The sequence below is a fragment of the Ensifer sp. GW823-FHT05D09 genome, from assembly GCF_058795755.1.
Genome location: NZ_JBXAIA010000004.1, coordinates 391765 through 414379, shown reverse-complemented (window position 1 = coordinate 414379; position 22615 = coordinate 391765). Strand labels below are relative to the sequence as shown.

Below are 22615 nucleotides of genomic sequence, written 5' to 3'. Positions count from 1 at the left end.
GCCGACGATCTGGGTGTCGGAGACCCGTTCCCAGGTCAGGGCACCGGTGAGGGTCGAGGTGTTGCCGAATACGATCGTGGCGATCGCATCCGAACCGGCCGCAAAGCCGATCGTGCCGCTGCTCGTGTCCGCTCCCGCCGGCGTCGAGCCGTCGGCGAGGTTCTGGTCGTCGAGTGTCAGCGATGCACTGGCCGCAAGCGGATCGACCGTCGGGCCTGCGCCATCGGTGATAGTGATCGTCTGGCTGTCGCTGGTGGTGTCGTTGTCGCCATCCTTGGCCGACAGCGAGAAGGTGACGTTGGTGCCGCCGGCATTGTTGAGGTTGCTGTTGGCAGCAAACGACCAGGTCTTGTCGGCATTGACCGTCAGCGTGCCTTCGGCAAGCGTGAAGGCCACGGATTGACCGGCCGTCAGTGCCAGCGTCTTCGTGGTGTCGCCGACCTTCACGTCCACGGTGCTGACGCCGTCGGCGCCGGCCGAAAGCGTCCAGTTGCCGGAAAGCGTCTGGCCTTCGGCAACCTGTGGCGATTCCGGATCGGTGATCCCGATCACCGGCACGTCGTCGACAACATCGATGCGCAGTGTGGCCGTGCCGGTCGCACCATCACCATCGGTGACCGTCAGGTTGAAGATGTCGCGGTCCTGCTCGATATTCGTGCCGGGAATAATGCCTGAACTGGGGACGGGGCTCACCAGATCGAAGGTGTATTGTGCCACGCCGGTCACCGGATCGTAGGCGGTGATGGTCAATGTACCAAACTGGCCAATAACGCTCTGGCCGACGAGACCACCAATTGCGAAAGTCTGACCGTTGATGGTCAGGCTGGCGATGTCGCCGAGGCCATTCGGATCGGAAATGGTAAAGACGCCGCTGACAGACGCGCTGCCGTCACCGGCACGCGATCCCCCGGCGAGGCCGGCCTCATCGATCTGCCTGTCGCTCACGAAAATGCCGCTTGGATCGCTGCTGGAATCAGGAATGATCGAGGGGTTGTCATTCAGGTCGGCTGCGAAGGGCAGAAGCTCGGTCGCCTCAAGCGCAGGAAACTGCAGCGCGGTGGGCGCCAGCAGGTCGATAACCGGGCCGGCCTGGCCAATGTCGCCATTTGCGTCGGAGAAGTCACCGCCGCTGCTCTGGTTCGATACGACGCTGATGCTGCCATCCGGGCCGGCGGCGACGTTGATGCCGTTTTCTCCGAGCACCGCCACGAGAGTTTCGCGTGGGATTTCGGCGTCTCCAATCACGAAAGTCGGAACCTTCAATGCGGCGTTCTGCACTGTGATCGTGGAGCCATCAGGCTGTTCCAAAACGATATCCGCGCCGACGACCTTGATCTTTTCGATCGATGCGCCTGCAGGCAGGTGCACGATATTCGAAGCATCAGCGCTGATCGTCACCGGCATCGGCAGCGTCAGGGAGGGGGCCTCAGCACCCTTCACCGGAGCGCCGGTTGCCGGGTCCAGGAGCTGCGGCTCTTCCGCCGTGCCAGCACCGGCCTGCGCCACCAAACGCCCAACCTTGCCATCTGATGCTTCGTGATTCTCGATTGCCTCAGCCGGCGTTGCGGCGGCTTCGTTCGAAATTGCGGTGCCTTCGGTTGCCATGACAAATACCCCTCGACCTTTGCGGGCAAGAAAACACCAACCTTGTTCGGTCGCAATCGATGTCGGAGGAGTTATCGAGAAACAGCATAATATGTTATGCTAATACCCAAAATTGGTTAGATTGACTCAATCTTAACAATTCTGGTCATGGGTGCGAAACGAGTGCCCGGACGGCGCGCCAGACTTCGATCAAACAAGTGGTGCCGTCCCGACGGAGCAGTGCCGGAACTAACGCAATCGGCCGAACATGGCTGTCACGGACTGCATCCTCAATGAAAGCATTTGCACCAAGCAAGCTGCAAGCGACCTGGTGCCGGCTGTTGCAACGCCTCATGTGGACGAACGCCGCAGTTCGGCGAAACCTGACAGTGCCCCAAAGCAATACGCAAGTATAAAATTTGAATAAAATTTTATGAAATATGTATTGCTGTGGGACATACTGTGTAATTCATGCCGCTTTACCGGAGTTTTTCTTTTCATCCGTAGAGTGCCTTCATGCAACGAGAGGCACGGTGATGAACAAGAACAGCTGGAACCACTGCGCGAAATATCTGAAGACTTCGGCGGTTGCGATAGGCCTGGTGTCACTTTTTGCAACATCGCCCGTGCAGGCCGGACAAGGCGGCATGCCCCAGCCCGCTCTCGTTCAGCATATGATGAGCCTTGCAAGCCCGCTGGCTGCCGTGGCCACGCAGGTCATCGGCGCCTTGTCGAGCCAGGCGTCCGAAGGGCTCAAGCGCCAACAGGCCCAGAACGTGGCGATGACGACGCGAGCCAACATTGGCAGCCAAGCACCGGCGCGGTCGGAGCCCACGGCGGTCTTTCATTCCGTCGCCTTCCGCGTCTCTTCGATCCCTGTCGCTCGCAAATGGAAGACCGTCTTTCCGACGGTTGCCGCGGCTGATTTCAGCCACTGCGCACAACAGAGCGGTTGTGCCGCCCGCGACATCCTCGGCAAGGCGATCGAAAACGCCGAAGATCTTGCCTTCCGCCAAAAGATCAGCGGCATCAACCGGACCGTCAACCGGCTCGTTCGCTATCAGCCGGACGCCGAAAACTACGGCTCCAAGGATTATTGGGCGACCCCGGACGAAATTCTCGGCCGTGGCAAGGGGGATTGTGAAGACTACGCGATCCTGAAAATGGCCGCCCTGAAAGCGGCCGGCCTTCCGTCGGAAGCCATGGCGATTGTCGTCCTGCGGGATGTCAAACGCAATTTCTATCATGCCGTGCTGGCGATCACGACCAGCCAGGGTCACTTCATCCTCGACAATCTGAGCGACGAGGTGAAACTCGACAGCGCGCTGCCCAACTACCAGCCGCTCTTTTCGGTCAGCGCCGACCGCTCCTGGATCCATGGTGTCAAGTCGACCGGCGACAAGGTCGCGTCGACGGCGCCAATGCTCGACGTCATGCCCGGCGAGGGTATTGCGCTTCGCTGAATCTCATCGATAAACGCTGAACCTTTCGCCCCACGGGTGGCCGCTCGAAATCGCCGTTCTCGTCTCAACATGCGCTGCGGCGGCGATGGTCCCGCGTCATCAGGTCAGAATAAAGCCGATGATCACGTCCTGATCGGAGAGCGAGGCGAGGGCGGCGTTGAGCTTACCCCGCGTAACCTGACCCTGTACTCCTATGGTGAAGCCGGCCGTTTGCGGCTCGCCCGGAGCCGATTTCAGGCGGCTGACGAGATCGACAAACTGAACATCGAAGGAGAGCTTTAAGCCCCGGGCTGCCTGAGGTTGCTGCGCGCCGAAGAGGCGGGACTGGACGAAAGAGAGAAATGCGGGGTTGTAGGCAATGATATGCTTGTTGCCAGTAAGCGCAAAGGCTGGCGACGGGCTTGCACGGACCTGGCTGGTGACAACAGCCAGATTGCTGCGCGCCCTGGCCGACGAAAGCTCGTCGCGCAGGTGACGGGTGGCGATATAGCGCAGCCGCGCCGTCAGGTTGCCGGCGCCCTCAAGTTCTTTTTCGCAGGCGGCAACGATATCGGCTAGCTTGCGACCATGCCGCGCGGCAAGCTCGCCAAGACTCTGCCAATAGATTTCCTCGAGCTTGATTCCGTGGCGCTGTCCGCCGGCGTTGACGACGCGAAACCGCAGCGCGCTCAAGTCCTTTTCGGACGGGGGAGGCGGCGTCTCGTTCATCTGTCAACGCTCCCGCAGAGCTTCCTCACGCGCCTTGTTGATCGGTTTCATCAGATACGCAAGGATCGTCTTCTTGCCCGTCATGATGTCCACCGATGCAATCATGCCGGGCATGATGGCATATTCGCGGCCATCCTTCATGAGCGCGGCCGTGTCGGTCTTGACGCGTACGAGATAGTAGGTTTCGCCGGTGTTCTGATCGACCAGGCTGTCCGCGCTGACGGTCTCGACGACACCGCCGAGGCCGCCGTAAATCGAGAAATCATAGGCCGATATCTTGATCAGCGCCGGCTGGCCGGCGCGCACGAAGGCAACATCCCGCGGAGAAAGCCGCGCCTCGACCAGCAAAACCTCCGACGTTGGGACGACGCCTGCAATCACGCCGCCGGGCGTCACATAGGCGCCGACCGTGTTGACATCCAGCGTATTGATGATGCCGTCGACCGGCGAACGAATGTCGGTGTTGGCGACCCGGCTGCTGGCACCGCGGATGGTTTCGTCGATTACGGAAAGTTGTGAAAGCGCCTCGGTTTTCTCCGCCAGGGCTTCCTGCTTCAGTTGCAGCGAAAGCTCCGACACTTGCAGGGTTGCTTCCCTGACTGCCTCCTCCAGCTTTCCGACCGACTCCTTCCAGAGGGCGAGCTGACCCCGGGTATCGGTCAGCTCCTTCTCAACCCTGAGCGACTCGGTCTGCGCGACGAGCTTGCGCTTGACCATCGGCGCGAGCAGTTCCTGCTCGCGCTCCGTTACCTGCAAGCTCTCGGCAAGTCGGTTGATATTCGCCTGTGCTTCGGCCAGTTCCTTCTGGCGCTGGCCTTCACGTGCCTGCATGACCGACAGCTTGTTGTTGAAATTCCCGGCTTTGGCTTTAAGCAGTTGTTCCTCGTTGGCGCATATGGCCGGCGCTACCTTGGTGATTTCCTCGGGACATTCGTATTTTGCGTCATAGGCGCCGGTCTCCTCTAGCTCCAGCCGCGCGATTTGCGCACGCAACGATCGCGCCTTTGCCTCGAGCTCGCCAAGCGAGGAGCCGCTCGCAGTATCGTCAAGCCGCAGGATCAGATCGCCGCGGCGAACGACCTGTCCGGGCTGCACCGCGATCTCGCGCACGATGCCGGGTTCACTCGACTGGATGATCTGCGTCTTTGAGACCGGGATGACCTTGCCTTCTCCTCGGGCGATCTCATCCACCTCGGCGATCGCCGCCCAGGCGACAAAGGAACTTATCAGCAAACCTATGACAAGCAGCCCCGCGCGTGCGGCAAGCGGCGGTTTCTCAGTCATGCTGGCACCTTCCGCCACTTGTCGGCCGGTTTTGTCTCGCGCTGTTGCAGGTGACGTGCATCATAGACCAGCTCCCGCCGGTGGGCCGGAAGGACCAGGCCGCCTTTGCAATTGCTCGATGACTTCTGCCTTCGGACCATCGGCAACGACGCGCCCGCGGTCAAGGACCAGTAGCCGATCGACGAGGCTCAGCATGCTGTGGCGGTGCGTCGAGATCAAGAGCGTGACATCGCTGCTGAAAACATTGGAGAGCTTGTTGATCAGCTCGCGCTCGCTGGCGAGGTCCATCGCTCCGGAGGGTTCATCAAGGAAAACGATCTTCGGCTTTCGCAACAGCAGCCGGGCGATGGCAACCGCCTGGCGCTGCCCGCCGGAAAGCTGCGAACCGCGCTCACCCACGGGCATGTCGTAGCCGAGCGGATGATAGGAAACGAATTCGTCGACCCCGGCAAGCCGCGCTGCCGCGACCACTTCTTCATCGCTCGCGGTCGGATTCGCCATCAGGAGGTTTTCCTTGATGGTGCCGGAAAACAGGTCGGAATTCTGCGACACGAACGAGACCGCCGAGCGAACGACGGCCGTGTGCAGTTGCCGGATATCGACGCCATCGAGCAGGATACGTCCGGCGCTGGGCGGATAGAGACCGCCCAGGAGGCGGCCGATCGTCGTTTTTCCGGACCCGATGCGGCCGATGATGCCGACCCGCTCGCCCGCCTTGATCGCCACATTCATGCCGCTGACCACTTTGTGGTCGTTGCCGGGATAGGCGAACTCCAGATTGACGAAGGTAATGCTGCCGTTGCGGATCTCGCGATTGACGAAGCCGATCGTATCGGGTCGGTCCTCCGGCTGCTCCATCACCGCATTCAAGATCCGCAGCGACAGAAGCGCCTGGCGCAGTCGCGCCAGTGTCATGGCAATCTGGCCGAGTGGCGCGACGGCGCGGCCGGCCAACATGCTCGCGGCGATGATCGCGCCGGAGGAGATATTTCCCTCCGTGAACTCATAGGCGCCGGCCACGACAATACAGACCGTAACCAATTGCTGCACGAACTGCGTCGCGTGCGACGCCCAGGAGGAAATTTCCTTGATCTGCTCGGACGTGTTCGAGGAATGCTTGGCCAGTTCGTTCCAGCGGCGGAGGAGCTGCTTTTCCGATTGCAGCGTCTTCACGGTCTCGATCGCGCTGATCGTCTCGACCAGGAGTGCCTGGCGCTGGGCGGACTCGTTCGAAGCCGCAGCGACGCGGCGGCCGATCCTATGCTGCGCGACGTAGCCGATCAGGAGGCTCAAGATAAAAGCGATCGTCGGAACGATCGCGATCCAGCCTGCGACCGCATAGATGGCCGCGATGAAGACGAAAACGAAAAGACTGTCGATGATCGTGCTGAGCGTATTCGAGGTGAAAAACTCGCGCACGAATTCGTACTGCATCGCCCGATTGGCATATTCGCCGGTGGACGGCGGCCGCGAGGCCATTGTTGCATGCAGGATCTTTTCGAACAGCATGTAGGAGAGTTTCAGATCGGCCTTGCGGCCGGCGTAGTCGATCAGCGCCGCGCGTACAGTCTTCAACAGGAAGTCGAAGACGATTGCCGCGCTGATGCCCAATGCCAGAACCCAGAGCGTCGCGATCGCCTTGTTCGGTAGGATGCGATCGTAGACGTTCATCGTGAAGAGCGGTGCGGCGAGCGCCAGGACGTTGATGAAGAATGCCGCGATCGCTACCTGCACATAGGCTTGCCAGAAGGGCTTGATCGTCGACGTCAACCAGTGCCGGCGGTCGATGTTACGCGCCTCGCCCACGCCGCGGCCGGCCGCCGCATTCAAATAGGTGGCCGAGAACGACACGGCATAGGAGAGCCCGCCAAGTTGGAGATCAGACAACTTGATCGCCGGTTCGTCGGGCCTGCCCACCCTGTTTGAAAGGCTGAGAGTGCCGTCCAGAGCCTCTTCCAACAACGCCCTGGCGCTGCCATCGCGAAAGATGAGCAGCAGCGGGAACACGAAATCGCGATTGGCGAGCGCGCGCTTCGAGACGAGTTCCGTCTCCAGGCCCACCCGTTCGGCCAGGCGAGAAACGTCTTCAGCGCTCGGCGACCGTGCGTCGAAAGGGACGTCGGAATAGAGCACACTGTCTGACGAGGGGCGGTTCAAGAAGATGCAAATCTCCTTGAACGCCTCGGAAAAGCCGGTCAGGGTCGGGCCAATCTGCGCATGCCTGTCGATACCTTGCATCACCACCGGTTGTGCCCGCCCTCACGAGGACTATTATTTCTGCCGGATCGGCGCCAACAAGTCGAGCGGCAAGTCGTTTGTCTGGCGCGACGGGACACGGCGATAGGTTTCCGTAGCTGGCGTGGCTGGAACATTGAACTCGTTGCGCGCGTAGGCTTCGGATTGAGCCGGTGCCTTGATCTGCATCGTGGACAAAAGTTGTCCGGTCGCGGCAAGCAGGCGATATTCGGCAAACAAAGCTGCGTACTGCGAGGTCTTCGCCAGGATGCTGACGTTGAAGCGCGCGTTCTGCGCGCTCAGCACGTCGAGCAGCGAACGCTGGCCGACCTTGAGCTGCTCGCGGTAGGACTCGACGAGTTGCACGTTCATCTGAGCCTGTGAATTCAGCGTGCGCGCAATGTCGTACTGGCTCGTGCGGCGCTCCCAGGAAATGCGGACTGCTTCCTCGACGTCACGATGCGCCTGGTGAAACACCAGCCGCTGTTCGCTCGATCGACGCATCTGTTCCTGTTCGTTGGCGATGTCGATGCCGCCACGGTATAGATTCCACTTCGCGACGATCCGCGCCTGTGCGTCCCAGGTATTGCCGGTCGAGCCGTCTATGTCGTTGCCGGTGCGCACGCGCCCTTCGGCAAAGACTTCGGGAAGCATGGTCGAGCGCGCGGCCTTGACCTGCGAATCGGCGACACTGATGTCGGCGTCAGCGGCCTTGATGCGCGGATTGTTCGTGCGCGCGATCCCGATCGCCGTCTCCAGTGTGTTGGGCAGGACACCGGCAACCGACTTGGGCATGGACGGCTTGGTCAGCGGCTGACCTACCAGGCGATTGAAGCTGATCTTGACGGTGTCTAGCGCTTCTTCCGCTTCCTGTAGGCGAGCCTGTGCGTTGAGTAGCCGCTCATTTGCTTGCTGGCGATCGGCATCGGTCAAAGTGCCGCCCGATATCAGCGAGCTGATATCCGACAGGATCTGCTGATGCACGCCGACATTTTTGCGAGCCTCCGCCACGATCTGCTGCTGGAGAATATACTCGAAATACTCGCGCACGATCTGCAAGCCGACCGTTTCGGAACGTTCCAGGACGCGGAAGGAGGCGCTATCGACGCGTGCAGCCTGCCGCTCCACCTCTGCCCGCCGGGCGCCGCCATCGAACAGTTTCTGCGTGACGGTCAAACCAACATCGGAAGGATAGAGCGCGTCGTTTTCGATGGAAGCGAGCCGGCGCCCATTGTCCTCGAGATGGCGCGCGCCCGTCGAAGCCTCCAAATCTACGCTCGGCAGATAGAGGCCGCGGGCTTGGCGCAGTTCGAACTCGATCGCCTCGCGGTTCTCCATCGACTGCCCGATTTCAGGGTTCGATTCCATTGCGATTTGAAGCGCTTCCCTGAGCGTCATCGCTTCGGCGGCACTCCCCGCGAACACGGTTGAAGCGAGCAGAATGGAAAACAATCCGCTTTTAAAGGTTTTCCCCACGTTCAATACTACCCCCCTCGTAATCAGTTCGTCACGCCAGCAAATCCAGAAGGACGCTTAAACTGCAGAAACCTACCGCTAGATAATACAGCGGTAATAAAACGCGCTCACCAAATTTGGGTCGTTCCAAACCGCGACAATTTTTTGCACGATTATGTTGCAAAAATGGAACAGCCCTCCCATTGCTGGTGGGTCTCTTAACTTATTGAAATAAAACGAAGGGCGCGCACTTGATCCAGGACATGAGCCTGTTCGGATCGGCTGGGGTATTGTCCACATTTCAACGCCGACGCGAATGCGGCAGTTTCACTTCAGCGGCCGACAGGGACGATCGTGGGCCAGGACTGATGCGGCGCCACCGGCCGCATCGACTCAGGCCGACGGCAGGCGGACGAAACCCACGCTCTCAGACGCTCCGGCCGCAACCGCGACGCTTTCCGACGCTGCGGCGCGGCGCAAACGTTCCAGATCGACACTCCCCTCGAACAACGCACCGCCGACGCTGAGCGCGAGATCGACCTTGCGGCCATCGGCAGAGAAATGCGACGATGTCAGCGTTGTCGTCAGGCGAGCGCAAACCTGCTCGGCATCCGTTTCGGTCGCACCGACCAACAGGACGTCGAAACTCGCCGGGCCGGTTCGCGCGACGATATCATCGCGCCGCACCGAGGTGCTGATGGTCGAGGCGACGAATTGCAGCAGTTCCTCGCTCCATTCCGGGCCGAAGGCGGCGCCAACATCGTCGAGGTTGTTGATCCGCAGATGGATGAGAGCCCCTTGAAGCTCCCCGACAGAGCGTTGGCGCCGCCGCTCAAGGCCATTGACATACTGGACGAGCCCGCGGCCGGTAACGCAGCCGGTCGTCGTGTCATGTGCAGCGACGTGGTTGATCTGGTTGCGGAGGCGCTGGGCCCGGCGAAACTGCGTGGCCGCGATGACGATCAGCGGCACACCCATCAACAGCGAGATCAAAGCCGCACCCACAACGGCCGCCGCATAGGGGCGATCGACGAGTGCAACCAGGCTGAAATACACCAGGACCTGGGCGAGGATGGCGAAGCCAACGATGCCGCCGAGGACATATCGCGCGATCCGCCAGTCCCTCTGCCCTTTGAAGGGTACATCTCTCTGCATACATCCAGCTCCCGATTCACTGACAATGATCGGTCTAGTGCGGTTTTATGGATATTCCCTTTCCTAACTATCTACAACTTTACCCACAGCCCAGAATGCACAAGGTAATGCACCAAAACGGCATATTGGCTGCCTGAATGTTCGTGTGGCGCATGTCAATTCACGGTGGCCGCCCAGAAAATTCTGTTCGTCCTGTCTCCCGTCCCGAACAATGTGACGCTATCTACTCGGTCCGTGAAGTCAAATGCAGACGGTTAGCGCAAGGTTCCGCGTCTGATACATCAAATGCCCAGATCAGGACCGCCGAGACAAATCCGGCAACCGATCCGCAGCATGAAGAAGCGCCCGCAGCGTCGTGCCGAACCATGAAGATGGGCATTCGTTCGCTATCGCAGGGGACGTCGCCGTCATCACGGCATGGACGCCGGCGCCAACCGGTATAGTCACGGGGGTGAAGGCGGGGTTGATCGGCTAAATCCCGTGCAGGACCTGTGTCGCCTTGACCGCGGCCGAGGCGCGGTTTTCGACACCCAGTTTCACATAGATCTGCTCGAGATGCTTGGTCACCGTGCGTGAGCTCAAGCCGAGGATCTCGCCGATATCGCGGTTGGATTTCCCCTTGGCAATCCAAAGCAGCACCTCGGACTCGCGTTGGGTCAGGGCGAAATGCTGGCGCAGCATCTCGTCGTCGCTGCGTCGGCTTTCGGCCGTCAGCCTGAACAGGTACTCGTTGGCGCCGATCGCACCGAGAAACGAGATCTGCAGTCCGGATTGCCCGGGATCGTCGAGCGTAAAACTGTTCTCCCGCTTGCCGCCGGCCTCTGTGTTTTCCATCCAAGCGGCGATCCGGCGGGCGACCGTCGTGAGACCCTCGTCGCTGCCGGTTGCGGCATTGACGAGGCGCGCTGCCTGCGGCGTCGACCAGCGGACACCGCCGTCCGCTCGAACGGCAAGCAGATGGCGTCCTGCGGCATCGAGCGCGACGCGGGCGCTTTGCGCTGACCGGGCATTGGAGAGGTGAACGCGGATTCGCGCCCTCAGTTCATCGATGTTGATCGGTTTCGTCAGATAGTCGACGCCACCGGCTTCGAGCGCATGGACGACATGCTCGGTCTCCGTGAGCCCCGTCATGAACAAGACCGGCGTCTGGCCAACGGAGGTGTTGGCTTTCAGTCTCAGGCAGGTCTCGAACCCGTCCATGCCGGGCATGACCGCATCCAGGAGAATGACATCGGGGGTGATCCGGTCGGCGATCGACAAGGCGGCATTGCCGGAGGTGGCGATCAGCACGGAAAAACCAGACTGTTCCAATGCCTCGGTCAGAAAGCCGAGCGCTTCGGGAGAATCATCCACCAGCAGGACGATGTCGCGACGATCATAAGTCTCAACCACGGGTGCTGGCTCCAATCGTCGCTTTTTCCTTCAGGAAGGTATCATAACCGGAGAGGTCGAAGGCCTGGACATAGGCGCGGGCAGTCTTGACGAAGAGCTGATGTTCCGGTTCGACGCCGATCTCGGCAAGCTTGGCCTCGATACCTCTGACATAGCCGATCTCGCCGAGCCGGATCAGTTCCTCCACATGGTGCAGACCAGGCAGTGCCATCGCATCCGCGCATGCGGCAACGGGTTCTTCGGGTGCTTCGCCCTCATGGATCCAGGTGAGGCCGAGTTGCACGGCGAGTTTGTCTGCGAGTTGTCCGACGCCAAAGGGTTTGGCGAGTGTATCAATGTGGCCGACAAAGGCGCCGGTGGTCGACCCGTCGCCGATGTTGGCGGACAGCATGATGATCGGCGCCACCTGGCCGTCGCGCCGCAATCTGTCAACGAGGTCCCAGCCGCTCATTTCGGGCATGGAGATATCGACGAGGAAGATATCCGGGGTGAGGGCTTCGAGCATGGCGAGGCATTGCTTGCCGCTGTCGGCCGTCAGCACGGTGAAGTCCATCGGTGTCAGAATTTCGCGCATCAGGTCGCGGTGGTCGGCGTTATCGTCGATCACCATGATCGTGCGCCGTACGCCGAGATAGGATGTGATCCGGCGCACCGCGACAAGCGGGGCCGGCCGGTCGACGGCGGAAAGCATCAGTCGGACCTTGAAAGTGGTGCCCTTGGTCGGTTCGCTGGCGACCGATATTTCGCCGCCGAGCGTCTGCGTCAGCAGCCGGGTGATGGTCAGCCCCAGGCCGAGACCTGGCATGCTGCCGAGATGCTCCGCCTCGCCGCGCTGGAAGGGGTCGAAGATGCGTGGCAGATCCCTCTCGGTTATGCCCCGGCCGCTGTCGCTGATGGTAAATGTCGCAACCTGGCTGCGATAGTCGATATCGAACCGGATCTCGCCCCGCTCGGTAAACTTCAAGGCGTTCGAAAGCAGGTTGACGAGGATCTGCCGCACACGCTTTTCGTCTGTCTTCACGTAGCGCGGCAGGCTGGAGGCACGCCGGTGTTCGAACGCTACTCCTTTCGCCTGCGCCTGCGGGCGGAACATCTCGACGACCTGATCGAGGAAGTCGTGAATGTTGATCTCGTTGGAATAGACCTGCAGTTTGCCCGCCTCGATCTTGGAGATGTCGAGAAGCCCGTCGATGAGACCGGAGAGATGGTCGGCGCTGCGCTTGATCACCTTGATGGCGCCTTGTCGCGCCGGAGGGATCGTTGCGTCGCGCTCAAGCACCTGCGCGTAGCCGAGTACGGCGTTGAGCGGCGTGCGCAGTTCATGGCTGAGGCCGACGACATAGCGGCTCTTGGCGCGATTGGCCGCCTCGGCGGTCTCTTTTGCCTGCTGCAGGGCGGCGTCGGTCTTCTTGTGCGCGGCGATTTCTTTCAGCAGCAGCGTGTTCTGCCGCGACGATTCCTCCTCGGCAACGACGCGGCTGTCATGGGCGAGCACATAGAACCAGCAGACGATGCCGGCGAGCACGGCAAAAACGAAGAAGACGACCGCGACGGTGCGCTCGACGACGGTTGCCGTCTCCGGCGAGGCGTTGCCGGTCTGATGCGCGATCATCGCCAGGATCATGCCGATGCCGGCGATCGAGAGCACCGCCGAAATGGCGTAGCGGCCGAGCCGCGTCGTCAGCTTCGCCGTTATGGCTTCCGGCAGAAGGGCGTGCGCGACCGTTGCCACCTGCGCGTTGAAGCGGGCTTTCGGCTTGCACATGTCATGGCAGCGGCTGTCGAGCGAGCAGCAGAGCGAGCAGATCGGCGCGGCATAGGCCGGGCACCAGGCCATGTCTTCCGGCTCGAAAGGATGTTCGCAGATCGAGCACGTAATCTCGCTCTTTAAAGCCCAGCTCTTTCTCGGCTTACGGGCGAGATAGTATTTGCCGCCGGTCGCCCAGGCGATCAATGGCGAGGCGACGAAGGCAACGATCAGGGCGATGTAAGGCGCAAGCGAAGCGGCGATGGCGCCGAAGGCGCCGAAATGTGCCGTCAGCGCGATCGTTGCCGAAAGTGCCATGGCGCCGAGGCCCACAGGGTTGATGTCGTAGAGATGGGCGCGCTTGAATTCGATGCCCGGCGGAGAAAGACCGAGCGGCTTGTTGACGAAGAGATCGGCGGAGATGGTGCAGAGCCATGCCATGGCCACGATCGAGAAGACGCCGAGCGTCTCTTCGAGCAGCCGATAAATGCCGAGTTCCATCAGCAGCAGGGCGATCGCGACATTGAATACCAGCCAGACCACGCGGCCGGGGTGGCTATGGGTGAGGCGCGAGAAGAAATTGGACCAGGCAAGCGACCCCGCATAGGCGTTCATCACGTTGATCTTCAACTGGGAGACGACGACGAAGGCAACCATCAGGAGCAGGGAGGCCGTCTCCGACGGGATCATGTAGCCGAAGGCGGTGTAGTACATCTGCGCCGGGTCCGCTGCCCGCGTCGATGGGACACCGGAGGAAAGCGCCAGCACGACGAGAAAAGAGCCGGCCAGCAGTTTCGGCGCGCCAACCAGTACCCAGCCGGAGCCTGCCAGGAAGATGGCAACGCGGTGATGCAGCTTGCGCTGCCCGTCCGGTGGCAGAAAGCGCAGAAAGTCGACTTGCTCGCCGATCTGCGCCATCAGCGCGAAGATCACCGCGGAGGCTGCGCCAAACTCGATCAGGTCGAAGGGGGCCAGCGTGCCCGGCGGTCCGGACGCGTGGTGGATGCCGGCATAGGCGAGCCAGATGCCGACCTTCTCCCAATCGGCAAAAGCGATGAAGACGAAGGGCAGGATATTGAGCACGATCCAGAAAGGTTGCGTGATCAGCTGGAACTTGCTGATGAGGCGGACGCCATGGGTGACGAGCGGAATGACGACGACGGCGCTGACGATGTAGCCGACCCAAAGTGGGATGCCGAGCGCCAGTTCAAGCGCGCCCGACATGATCGAGGCTTCGATCGCGAACAGGATGAAGGTGAAGCTGGCATAGATCAGCGAGGTCAGCGTCGAGCCGATATAGCCGAAGCTGGCGCCCCGGGTCAGAAGGTCGATATCGACGCCGTGGCGGATGGCGTAGCGGCTGATCGGCAGGCCGACCGTCAGGATCATCAGACTGGCGATCAGGATGGCGACGATGGCGTTGGTCGTGCCGTAGGACATGGTGATCGCGCCGCCGATGGCTTCGAGCGCCAGAAACGAGATCGCGCCGATCGCCGTCTGAGAAATGCGCTCGGAGGAGAAGCGCCGCGCACTCTTGGCGGTGAAGCGCAGCGCATAGTCTTCCAGCGTCTGGTCGGCGACCCAGCGATTGTATTCACGTCGAACGGGAATGATGCGCTGGCGTGCCGCCATGTTGCCTCGTCATCTCTCGCATTGCCGGCAGGTTAATGCCTATTTTCACGGCACAAAAAGTCTATGCGTGAAATTTATGCAATGCGGAGAGGGCGAAAGCAAGTGTCAATGGCTCAGGCGGTCACAGCTGATGTGTCGACGACGACAAAATCATGTGTGATCGTCGCGGACTTGGCGAGCATGGCCGATGCCGAGCAGTATTTTTCCAGCGAGAGGGCAACGGCACGCTCGACCTTCTTTTCCGAAAGGCCGCGGCCTTTCACCACGAAATGCATATGGATGCGGGTAAAGACTTTCGGGTCCTCTTCGGCGCGGTCGGCGTCGAGTTCCACGGAGCAATCCTCGACCGGCTCGCGACCCTTTTCAAGGATATGAACCACGTCGTAGGCCGAGCAGCCGCCGGCGCCGATCAGCATCAGTTCCATCGGGCTTGGGCCAGGCGTGCGCCCCTCCGGACCGGATGCCGTTCCCAGCACGATCTTGTGACCGCTGCCCGATTCGCCGACGAATGTCCGCTCTTCAACCCATTTGATGCGTGCTTTCATGGTCTTTCACCTGTGTTGTGATGCTCGTCGCGGCCGTGTGACCGTCGAACGCTTTTAATAGCCGTAAACATCATGTTGCGGCCAGACCGGTGTGGGGATTTCAGCGCCAACGCAGCGCCGCCAGCTGCGCGTGGCCGGTCCGCTGCTTCCGCTTTGCCCCCTCGACCTACGTAGAATGACGTATGTGCAGTGCAGCAGGACTGGCGGATGATCCCTCAAGCAACGGTTAAAAGGAACGAAGCCTCGTTGCGGCGATCAGAACGAGAGGGGTTCAATCAGATGAATATCAAGGCACGCGTCACCGGCGCATTCCTGGCAACGATCCTGTCGACGACGGCATTCAACGGCGCCTTTGCCGCCGACGACACGATCAAGGTCGGCATTCTGCATTCGCTGTCGGGCACCATGGCGATCTCCGAGACGACGCTCAAGGACGCCATGCTCATGCTCATCGACGAGCAGAACAAGAAAGGCGGCCTGCTCGGCAAGAAGCTTGAAGCTGTTGTCGTCGATCCGGCTTCGGACTGGCCGCTCTTTGCCGAAAAGGCACGTGAACTCGTTTCCGTTGACAAGGTTTCGGCTGTCTTCGGCTGCTGGACGTCGGTGTCGCGCAAATCCGTCCTGCCTGTTTTCGAGGAGCTGAATTCGATCCTCTTCTACCCCGTGCAGTACGAGGGTGAGGAAAGCCAGCGCAACGTCTTCTACACGGGTGCCGCACCGAACCAGCAGGCTGTCCCGGCCGTCGATTACCTGATGGAAAACGAAAGCGTCGAACGCTGGGTTCTGGCTGGCACCGACTACGTCTATCCGCGCACGACCAACAAGATCCTCGAAGCCTATCTGATTTCCAAGGGCGTGAAGCCCGAAGACATCATGATCAACTACACGCCGTTCGGTCATTCCGACTGGCAGACGATCGTTTCAGACATCAAGAAGTTCGGGTCCGCCGGCAAGAAGACGGCCGTCGTCTCGACCATCAACGGCGACGCCAACGTGCCGTTCTACAAGGAACTGGCAAACCAGGGTGTGAAGGCCGAGGACATCCCGGTTGTCGCCTTCTCCGTCGGCGAAGAGGAACTTGCCGGCCTCGATACGAAACCGCTCGTCGGTCATCTCGCCGCCTGGAACTACTTCCAGTCGGTCGACACCCCTGCCAATGCCGAGTTCATCAAGACCTGGAAGGCCTACACAAAGAACGACAAGCGCGTCACCAACGACCCGATGGAAGCTCATTACATCGGCTTCAACATGTGGCTGAAGGCGGTCGAAAAGGCCGGAACGACCGACACCGACGCGGTGCTTGATGCGATGATCGGCGTTTCCGTGCCCAATCTCTCCGGCGGCTACTCGACGATGATGCCGAACCATCACATCACCAAGCCGGTGCTGATCGGTGAAATCCAGAGCGACGGCCAGTTCGAGACGGTCTGGGAAACGCCCGGCCTCGTGGTCGGCGACGAATGGTCGGATTATCTGCCCGATTCCAAGGACCTGATCGCCGATTGGCGCGCGCCGATGTCCTGCGGCAACTTCAACGTCGCCACCGGTAAGTGCGGCGGCAAGGGCTCCTGATTTCATCACCTAGGGATATTGCCGGGTGGCGCTGCTGCCCGGATAACCTTTGCATGACCAATCCATAGGCGGGCAGACCCTTCGCCCGACGCTCCCGTCGGGCGAAGGGACCTTGAAATCCCACGCCGCCATTGCGGCGCTTGCCGCGGGCAAGCGAGACCCAAGCGAGAGGGCGATGTATCGCATTCTGCAAACCCTGTTGATCACCCTTTGTCTGCTGGTTTCAGCCCACGTGACCGGGTTGCGCGCGGCAGACGATCTCTCAGCCTTGGTCAACGCGCTCGGGACAGCAAAGCTCTCCGAGCTCGACGATCGCATTGAAGCGCTTGCCAAGAGCGGCGATCCGCGGGTCATCCCGGTTCTCGAGGCGCTCGGCGAGGGCAATCTCTATGCACGAAAAACCGATGGCAGCGTGTACCTCGCCACGGAGAAGGGCGGCAGTTTTGTTCTCGTCGATCCAGTCGATGGCGCGCAAGCCGGTGAAGTGCCGAAAGGCGAGTTGCAGAAGATCAAGGTCAACAATTCAGTCCGCCGCGCTGTTCGAAGCGCGCTCGGCGGTCTGACGCTTTTCAGCACGGATGCGGGCGCAAGGTTGAAGGCGGCGCAGTCCATGCGCCAGACCCCGAACGCCGACGCGCTAGAGGCGATCGACAAGGCGCTTGCCACTGAGAAGGACGGAGCGGTGCGCAAGAGCCTCGACGAGGCGCGCGCCGTGACGCTGCTTATCTCCGACCGTTCCGACGACGACAAGCGCGCAGCGATCAAGACGCTGGCCGAAAGCGGCGGTCGCGAGGCATTGGGCGTGCTGACCTCGGCACTTTCATCGGCGGATGCCAGCCTGAAGCCGGATATCGAAGCAGCCTTGCAGCGCATCGAGCAGGCGCAGGTCTTCTGGAACGCCGGACAGAATGTCTGGTACGGCCTGTCGCTCGGCTCCGTGCTGCTCTTGGCGGCGATCGGCCTTGCCATCACCTTCGGCGTGATGGGCATCATCAACATGGCGCATGGCGAGATGGTGATGCTCGGCGCCTATACGACGTTCCTGGTCCAGGACGTCATCCGCACGTCCTATCCTGAACTCTTCGACTGGTCGCTCACGATTGCCTTGCCGCTCGCCTTTCTCGTCACCGGGATCATCGGCCTTGCCATCGAGCGCAGCGTCATCCGCTTTCTTTATGGGCGGCCGCTCGAAACGCTGCTGGCCACCTGGGGGATCTCGCTGATCCTGCAGCAGGCGGTCCGGTCAATCTTCGGGCCGACCAACCGCGAGGTCGGCAACCCCTCCTGGATGGCCGGTGCCTTCGAACTCGGCGGTCTGACAATCACCTGGAACCGGCTCTGGATCATCGTCTTCGCGCTGGCTGTCTTTGCCGCATTGCTGTTCCTCCTGAAAAGAACGTCGATGGGCCTCAGGATGCGGGCCGTCACCCAAAACCGCCGCATGGCATCATCCATGGGTATTCGCACCCCCCTGGTCGATGCCCTGACTTTTGCGCTCGGCTCCGGCATCGCCGGCATGGCCGGCGTGGCGCTGTCGCAGATCGACAATGTCTCGCCCAATCTCGGCCAGGGCTATATCATCGACAGCTTCATGGTCGTGGTCTTCGGCGGCGTCGGTAATCTCTGGGGCACGCTGGTCGGCGCGTTTTCGCTCGGCATCCTCAACAAGTTCCTTGAGCCCTATGCCGGTGCCGTCCTCGGCAAGATCCTCGTGCTCGTGCTCATCATCCTCTTCATCCAGAAGAAGCCGCGCGGCCTCTTCGCACTCAAGGGAAGGGCGGTGGACGCATGATCACCTCGTTTCTGCTCAGGTCGCTCGACCGCAGCATCGTCACCGTCGTGGCGATCCTGCTTGGTCTTGCCGTCGCCATTCCGGCGCTCAACCTGTTGACGGCGCCGGATCATCCGCTGCACGTGCCGACCTATCTGGTGTCGCTGTTCGGCAAGTACCTGACCTATGCGCTTCTGGCGCTGGCGCTCGATCTCGTTTGGGGCTTCTGCGGCATCCTCTCGCTTGGCCATGCCGCCTTCTTCGCGCTCGGCGGCTACGCCATGGGCATGTATCTGATGCGCCAGATTGGCGCGCGCGGCTCCTATGGCAATCCGTTGCTGCCGGACTTCATGGTGTTCCTCAACTGGAAGGAACTGCCGTGGTTCTGGCAGGGCTTCGACATGTTCTGGTTTGCGGCCTTGATGGTGGTGCTCGTGCCCGGGCTGCTCGCCTTCGTTTTCGGCTGGTTTGCCTTCCGCTCGCGGGTCAACGGCGTCTATCTTTCGATCATCACCCAGGCGATGACCTATGCGCTGCTGCTTGCCTTCTTCCGCAACGACATGGGTTTTGGCGGCAACAACGGCCTGACCGACTTCAAGGATATTCTTGGCTTCAACATCCAGGCCCAAGGCACGCGGGCAGCCCTTTTTGCCGCATCGGCCGTGACACTCGCCTTGTGTCTGGTGCTGACGACGGCGATCGTTCGCTCGAAATACGGCAAGGTGCTGGTCGCCGTACGCGACGCGGAAAGCCGCACGCGTTTCCTCGGCTACCGCGTCGAGCATATCAAGCTCTTTGCCTTCACCGTCTCGGCGATGATGGCGGGCATTGCCGGCGCGCTCTACGTGCCGCAGGTCGGCATCATCAATCCCGGCGAATTCGAGCCCGGCAACTCCATCGAGGTCGTCATCTGGACGGCGGTCGGCGGGCGCGGCACGCTGATCGGCCCGATCGTCGGCGCGATCCTCGTCAATGGCGGCAAGAGCATCTTCACCGCCGCCTTTCCGGAGTTCTGGCTGTTTGCGCTCGGCGGACTCTTTGTCTTCGTCACGCTCTTCCTGCCGAAGGGCGTGGTCGGCACGGTGAGCGCCTATCTCGCCCGTCGAAAGGAGCACCGCCGGGCGGCCGATGCCGACAAAGCGCGCGACAACCTCGTCGCAGAACCGATGGCAGCGGAGTGATTGCGATGAACCAGACGATCAATCAGACAAAGCCGAAAAGCCTCCTCTATCTCGACGGTGTCTCCGTCTCCTTCGACGGCTTCAAGGCGCTGAATTCGCTCTCCTTCGTGATCGAGCCGGGCGAACTGCGTGCCATCATCGGCCCGAACGGTGCCGGCAAGACGACGATGATGGACATCATCACCGGCAAGACGCGGCCGGATGAGGGGCAAGTCTTCTTCAAGGGCGATATCGACCTCACCCAACGGGACGAAGCCGAGATTGCCAATCTCGGCATCGGCCGCAAGTTCCAGAAGCCGACGGTGTTTGAGAGCCACACCATCTGGGACAATCTGGAACTGGCGCTCAATCGCCGTCGCGGCGTCTTTCCGACGCTTTTCTATCGCCTGACGGCGGACGACAAGGCGAGGATCGAGGAGATCCTGTCGACCGTTCGGCTCACTGCGCGCCGCGACGATCTTGCCTCCAACCTGTCACATGGACAGAAGCAATGGCTGGAGATCGGCATGCTCCTGGCGCAGGAGCCGGAACTGCTTTTGGTCGATGAGCCCGTGGCCGGAATGACCGATGCCGAGACAGCCGAAACGGCGATCCTGCTGAAGGAAATCGCCAGGACCCGCTCGGTCGTCGTCGTCGAGCACGACATGGGCTTCATCCGCGAGCTTGGCGTCAAGGTCACATGCCTCGCCGAAGGCTCGGTGCTCGCAGAAGGTTCGATCGATTTCGTCAGCAGCGATCCGAAGGTAATCGAAAACTATCTCGGCCGCTGACCGCGGCTCCACGATAAGCGCGAAGGGAAAGGACGCCTCCATGCTGAGCGTCGAAAACGTCAATCTCCACTATGGTGCCGCACAGGCGCTGCGCAACGTCTCGATCGAGGCGCCTATGGGCAAGATCACCTGCGTTCTCGGTCGCAACGGCGTCGGCAAGTCGAGCTTGCTTCGGGCCATCACCGGACAACATCCGGTCAGCGCCGGGGCGATCGCCTTCAATGGGGTGGCGCTCGGCGGTATGGCGCCCTATCGCCGTGCCAAGGAGGGCATCGGTTACGTGCCGCAGGGCCGCGAGATCTTTCCGCTGCTGACCGTCAAGGAAAACCTGGAAACCGGTTATGCGCCGGTGAAGCGCGCGGACCGTTCGATCCCGGAGGACGTCTTCAACCTGTTCCCCGTGCTCCGCTCGATGCTGGGGCGGCGCGGCGGCGATCTGTCGGGCGGTCAGCAGCAGCAACTGGCGATCGGCCGGGCGCTCGTCACCCGTCCGCGCATCCTGGTGCTCGACGAGCCGACCGAGGGGATCCAGCCATCGATCATCAAGGATATCGGTCGGGCGATCCGCTATCTCCGGGATTCGACGGGCATGGCGATCCTGCTGGTCGAGCAGTATCTCGATTTCTGCCGCGAACTGGCGGACCATGTCTACATCATGGACCGCGGCGCCGTGGTGCATGCTGGGCCGCCGGAGACGCTGGACACAGTCGAGGCCCGGCGCCACCTCACGGTCTAGCGGAAACGCTCTCTGGCCCATCTCCTGATGGAAAATCGTTTCGCACGTATTCTGGGAATGCCTTAGCCGCCATATTCGATGATCGCGAGCCCGGCATTGTAGTCGGTGGCATAGATGATTCCGGCGGCATCGACGAAGACGTCGGCGGACTGGATGACGCGCGGGCGGCCCGCGCGCCGGTCGGTCATTTCGGTCGGTCCGGCCGGAACCAGCGCTCCCGTCTCGCGCGGGCGGTAGGGGTCGGTGATGTCGAAGGCGCGGATGCCGGCATTCTGCCATGTGGCGAAAATCAGCGTTTCCGAGATGAAGGAGCCCGGGCGGTTTTCGTGCAGGTTGTGCGGGCCGAAATGTCCGCCCTTGGCGACGTAGTCGGCCTCCGCGGGGATTGGGAACGTCGAGATGCTGACAGGGTTCGTGGGTTCGCGGATATCGAAGATCCAGGTGTGCTTGCGGCCGTCTTCTTCGTGATCGAGCACAGCCTCGTCGGCAACGACGAGCAGGTCGCGGCCCGGCAGCGGCAACGGCGAGTGCGTTCCGCCACCGAAAGGTGGCGACCAGTTGCGGTGGGCGATCAGCTTCGGGTTGGCGTGGTCCTTGATGTCGAGGAGGGTCAGGCCGCCGTCACGCCAGCAGGCATAGGCCGTGTCGCCCGAAACCAGCGCATGGTGCAGCGCGTAGCGCTTGCCATCCGGGGCCGTGGACACTTCTCCGGCTGCCTTGTTCATGCCCGGCAGCCACCAGCGGCCGACAATTTCAGGCCGGGTCGGATCTGCCATGTCGATGGTGACGAAGATGTAGTCGGTAAAGCCGTCGAACAGCGCCGAGGCATAGGCGTAGCGGCCGCCGACATACCAGAGGCGATGGAAGCCGACGCCATCGATCGTGAGTTCGCCGATCTTGCGCGGGCGGTCGGGAACGGAAATGTCGAAGACCGACATACCGGCGCTCCAGGCGCGCTTGCGGCCGCTGCCCGCGACCGTGTCGCCGACGGACTTGGTGTAGTAGGTCTTTTCGTCGGCGAAGGTCTCGACATCGGCGAACAGGTCGAGTGCATTGATGACCAGCAGCAGGTCATCATGGGTCTGCAGGTGGATGTTCCAGGTGTTGGCCGGTGCCGGCACGTAGGTGACCGCACCCGGCTTTTTCGGGTCGCGCACGTCGACGATCGAAAACCCTTGCGACCAGGGATGGGCGACATAGGCAAAGCCCCGATGCACCATCAGTTGCAGACCGTCGCCGCGCCCGCCGATCGGCGAATGGCCGATCAGTTTCATGTTGTTTGTGAAATCGGGCGTGGGAAGGTCGATGCTGCTCATGGTCTTTCCTGTCTCAGTCTTTGGAAAAAAGCGCCGCGCGGATGGGCGCGGCGCCTCACTGTCAGGCGT

General features: G+C 61.4%; 15 protein-coding genes and 1 pseudogene. 6 read left to right on the top strand and 10 right to left on the bottom strand.

Going from position 1 to position 22615, the window contains the following annotated elements:
• Nucleotides 1-1605: pseudogene (locus AC1Q80_RS15995) on the bottom strand (hypothetical protein); the annotation flags it as partial.
• A 626-nt stretch (nt 1606-2231) separates the two neighbouring features.
• Between AC1Q80_RS15995 and AC1Q80_RS15990 the strand changes: the two are divergent.
• The gene (locus tag AC1Q80_RS15990) at nt 2232-3047 is read left to right on the top strand and encodes a transglutaminase-like cysteine peptidase (RefSeq protein WP_492361066.1); all 816 of its coding nucleotides are present in this window, start codon (nt 2232-2234) and stop codon (nt 3045-3047) included.
• A 99-nt stretch (nt 3048-3146) separates the two neighbouring features.
• On the opposite strand, the gene AC1Q80_RS15985 is transcribed toward AC1Q80_RS15990, so the two are convergent.
• The 8 genes from AC1Q80_RS15985 to AC1Q80_RS15950 form a co-directional block, all read right to left on the bottom strand.
• Nucleotides 3147-3755 carry a ribbon-helix-helix domain-containing protein gene (locus tag AC1Q80_RS15985; protein ID WP_492361065.1) on the bottom strand — a complete coding sequence of 203 codons (609 nt, stop codon included), beginning with the start codon at nt 3753-3755 and terminating at the stop codon, nt 3147-3149.
• A 3-nt stretch (nt 3756-3758) separates the two neighbouring features.
• Complete coding sequence (locus tag AC1Q80_RS15980; RefSeq protein WP_492361064.1) at nt 3759-5039, bottom strand: HlyD family type I secretion periplasmic adaptor subunit; 1281 nt, start codon at nt 5037-5039, stop codon at nt 3759-3761.
• 60 nt (nt 5040-5099) lie between these two features.
• Entirely contained in the window at nt 5100-7277 is a 2178-nt protein-coding gene (locus AC1Q80_RS15975; RefSeq protein ID WP_492361063.1) for a type I secretion system permease/ATPase, read from the bottom strand.
• A gap of 33 nt (nt 7278-7310) precedes the next feature.
• On the bottom strand, nt 7311-8756 hold the full coding sequence (locus tag AC1Q80_RS15970; protein WP_492361062.1) for a TolC family outer membrane protein: 1446 nt from the start codon (nt 8754-8756) through the stop codon (nt 7311-7313).
• A 366-nt stretch (nt 8757-9122) separates the two neighbouring features.
• Entirely contained in the window at nt 9123-9884 is a 762-nt protein-coding gene (locus tag AC1Q80_RS15965; RefSeq protein WP_492361061.1) for a GGDEF domain-containing protein, read from the bottom strand.
• Nucleotides 9885-10355: 471 nt separating this feature from the next.
• The gene (locus AC1Q80_RS15960) at nt 10356-11276 is read right to left on the bottom strand and encodes a response regulator (protein WP_209789524.1); all 921 of its coding nucleotides are present in this window, start codon (nt 11274-11276) and stop codon (nt 10356-10358) included.
• Nucleotides 11269-14655: a hybrid sensor histidine kinase/response regulator gene (locus AC1Q80_RS15955; RefSeq protein ID WP_492361060.1), complete on the bottom strand. Its 3387-nt coding sequence runs from the start codon at nt 14653-14655 to the stop codon at nt 11269-11271. The genes AC1Q80_RS15960 and AC1Q80_RS15955 overlap by 8 nt, the downstream gene beginning before the upstream one ends.
• 113 nt (nt 14656-14768) lie before the next feature.
• A complete protein-coding gene (locus AC1Q80_RS15950) occupies nt 14769-15200 on the bottom strand; it encodes an OsmC family protein (protein ID WP_173421770.1) in 432 nt (143 codons plus the stop codon).
• A 279-nt stretch (nt 15201-15479) separates the two neighbouring features.
• Between AC1Q80_RS15950 and urtA the strand changes: the two genes are divergently transcribed.
• The 5 genes from urtA to urtE all read left to right on the top strand — a co-directional run bounded on the left by urtA (nt 15480) and on the right by urtE (nt 21230).
• A complete protein-coding gene (gene urtA, locus AC1Q80_RS15945) occupies nt 15480-16772 on the top strand; it encodes an urea ABC transporter substrate-binding protein (RefSeq protein WP_173421771.1) in 1293 nt (430 codons plus the stop codon).
• A gap of 175 nt (nt 16773-16947) precedes the next feature.
• The gene (gene urtB / locus AC1Q80_RS15940) at nt 16948-18564 is read left to right on the top strand and encodes an urea ABC transporter permease subunit UrtB (protein WP_492361086.1); all 1617 of its coding nucleotides are present in this window, start codon (nt 16948-16950) and stop codon (nt 18562-18564) included.
• The gene (gene urtC, locus AC1Q80_RS15935; RefSeq protein ID WP_492361059.1) at nt 18561-19724 is read left to right on the top strand and encodes an urea ABC transporter permease subunit UrtC; all 1164 of its coding nucleotides are present in this window, start codon (nt 18561-18563) and stop codon (nt 19722-19724) included. Before urtB ends, urtC begins: the two co-directional genes overlap by 4 nt.
• Before the next feature lie 5 nt (nt 19725-19729).
• A complete protein-coding gene (urtD, locus tag AC1Q80_RS15930; protein WP_492361058.1) occupies nt 19730-20494 on the top strand; it encodes an urea ABC transporter ATP-binding protein UrtD in 765 nt (254 codons plus the stop codon).
• Nucleotides 20495-20534: 40 nt separating this feature from the next.
• A complete protein-coding gene (gene urtE, locus AC1Q80_RS15925; RefSeq protein ID WP_173421774.1) occupies nt 20535-21230 on the top strand; it encodes an urea ABC transporter ATP-binding subunit UrtE in 696 nt (231 codons plus the stop codon).
• A gap of 62 nt (nt 21231-21292) precedes the next feature.
• Here urtE and AC1Q80_RS15920 read toward each other — a convergent pair whose 3' ends face one another.
• Nucleotides 21293-22546: an LVIVD repeat-containing protein gene (locus tag AC1Q80_RS15920; RefSeq protein WP_492361057.1), complete on the bottom strand. Its 1254-nt coding sequence runs from the start codon at nt 22544-22546 to the stop codon at nt 21293-21295.
• Between the last annotated feature and the right edge of the window lie 69 nt (nt 22547-22615).

Bases quoted from the DNA above. Each gene is read 5' to 3' on its own strand.
- AC1Q80_RS15990 (WP_492361066.1), top strand. From the start codon at position 2,232: ATGCCCCAGCCCGCTCTCGTTCAGCATATGATGAGCCTTGCAAGCCCG.
- AC1Q80_RS15985 (WP_492361065.1), bottom strand. From the start codon at position 3,755: ATGAACGAGACGCCGCCTCCCCCGTCCGAAAAGGACTTGAGCGCGCTG.
- AC1Q80_RS15980 (WP_492361064.1), bottom strand. From the start codon at position 5,039: ATGACTGAGAAACCGCCGCTTGCCGCACGCGCGGGGCTGCTTGTCATA.
- AC1Q80_RS15975 (WP_492361063.1), bottom strand. From the start codon at position 7,277: ATGCAAGGTATCGACAGGCATGCGCAGATTGGCCCGACCCTGACCGGC.
- AC1Q80_RS15965 (WP_492361061.1), bottom strand. From the start codon at position 9,884: ATGCAGAGAGATGTACCCTTCAAAGGGCAGAGGGACTGGCGGATCGCG.
- AC1Q80_RS15955 (WP_492361060.1), bottom strand. From the start codon at position 14,655: ATGGCGGCACGCCAGCGCATCATTCCCGTTCGACGTGAATACAATCGC.
- AC1Q80_RS15950 (WP_173421770.1), bottom strand. From the start codon at position 15,200: ATGAAAGCACGCATCAAATGGGTTGAAGAGCGGACATTCGTCGGCGAA.
- urtA (WP_173421771.1), top strand. From the start codon at position 15,480: ATGAATATCAAGGCACGCGTCACCGGCGCATTCCTGGCAACGATCCTG.
- urtB (WP_492361086.1), top strand. From the start codon at position 16,948: ATGTATCGCATTCTGCAAACCCTGTTGATCACCCTTTGTCTGCTGGTT.
- urtC (WP_492361059.1), top strand. From the start codon at position 18,561: ATGATCACCTCGTTTCTGCTCAGGTCGCTCGACCGCAGCATCGTCACC.
- urtD (WP_492361058.1), top strand. From the start codon at position 19,730: ATGAACCAGACGATCAATCAGACAAAGCCGAAAAGCCTCCTCTATCTC.
- urtE (WP_173421774.1), top strand. From the start codon at position 20,535: ATGCTGAGCGTCGAAAACGTCAATCTCCACTATGGTGCCGCACAGGCG.
- AC1Q80_RS15920 (WP_492361057.1), bottom strand. From the start codon at position 22,546: ATGAGCAGCATCGACCTTCCCACGCCCGATTTCACAAACAACATGAAA.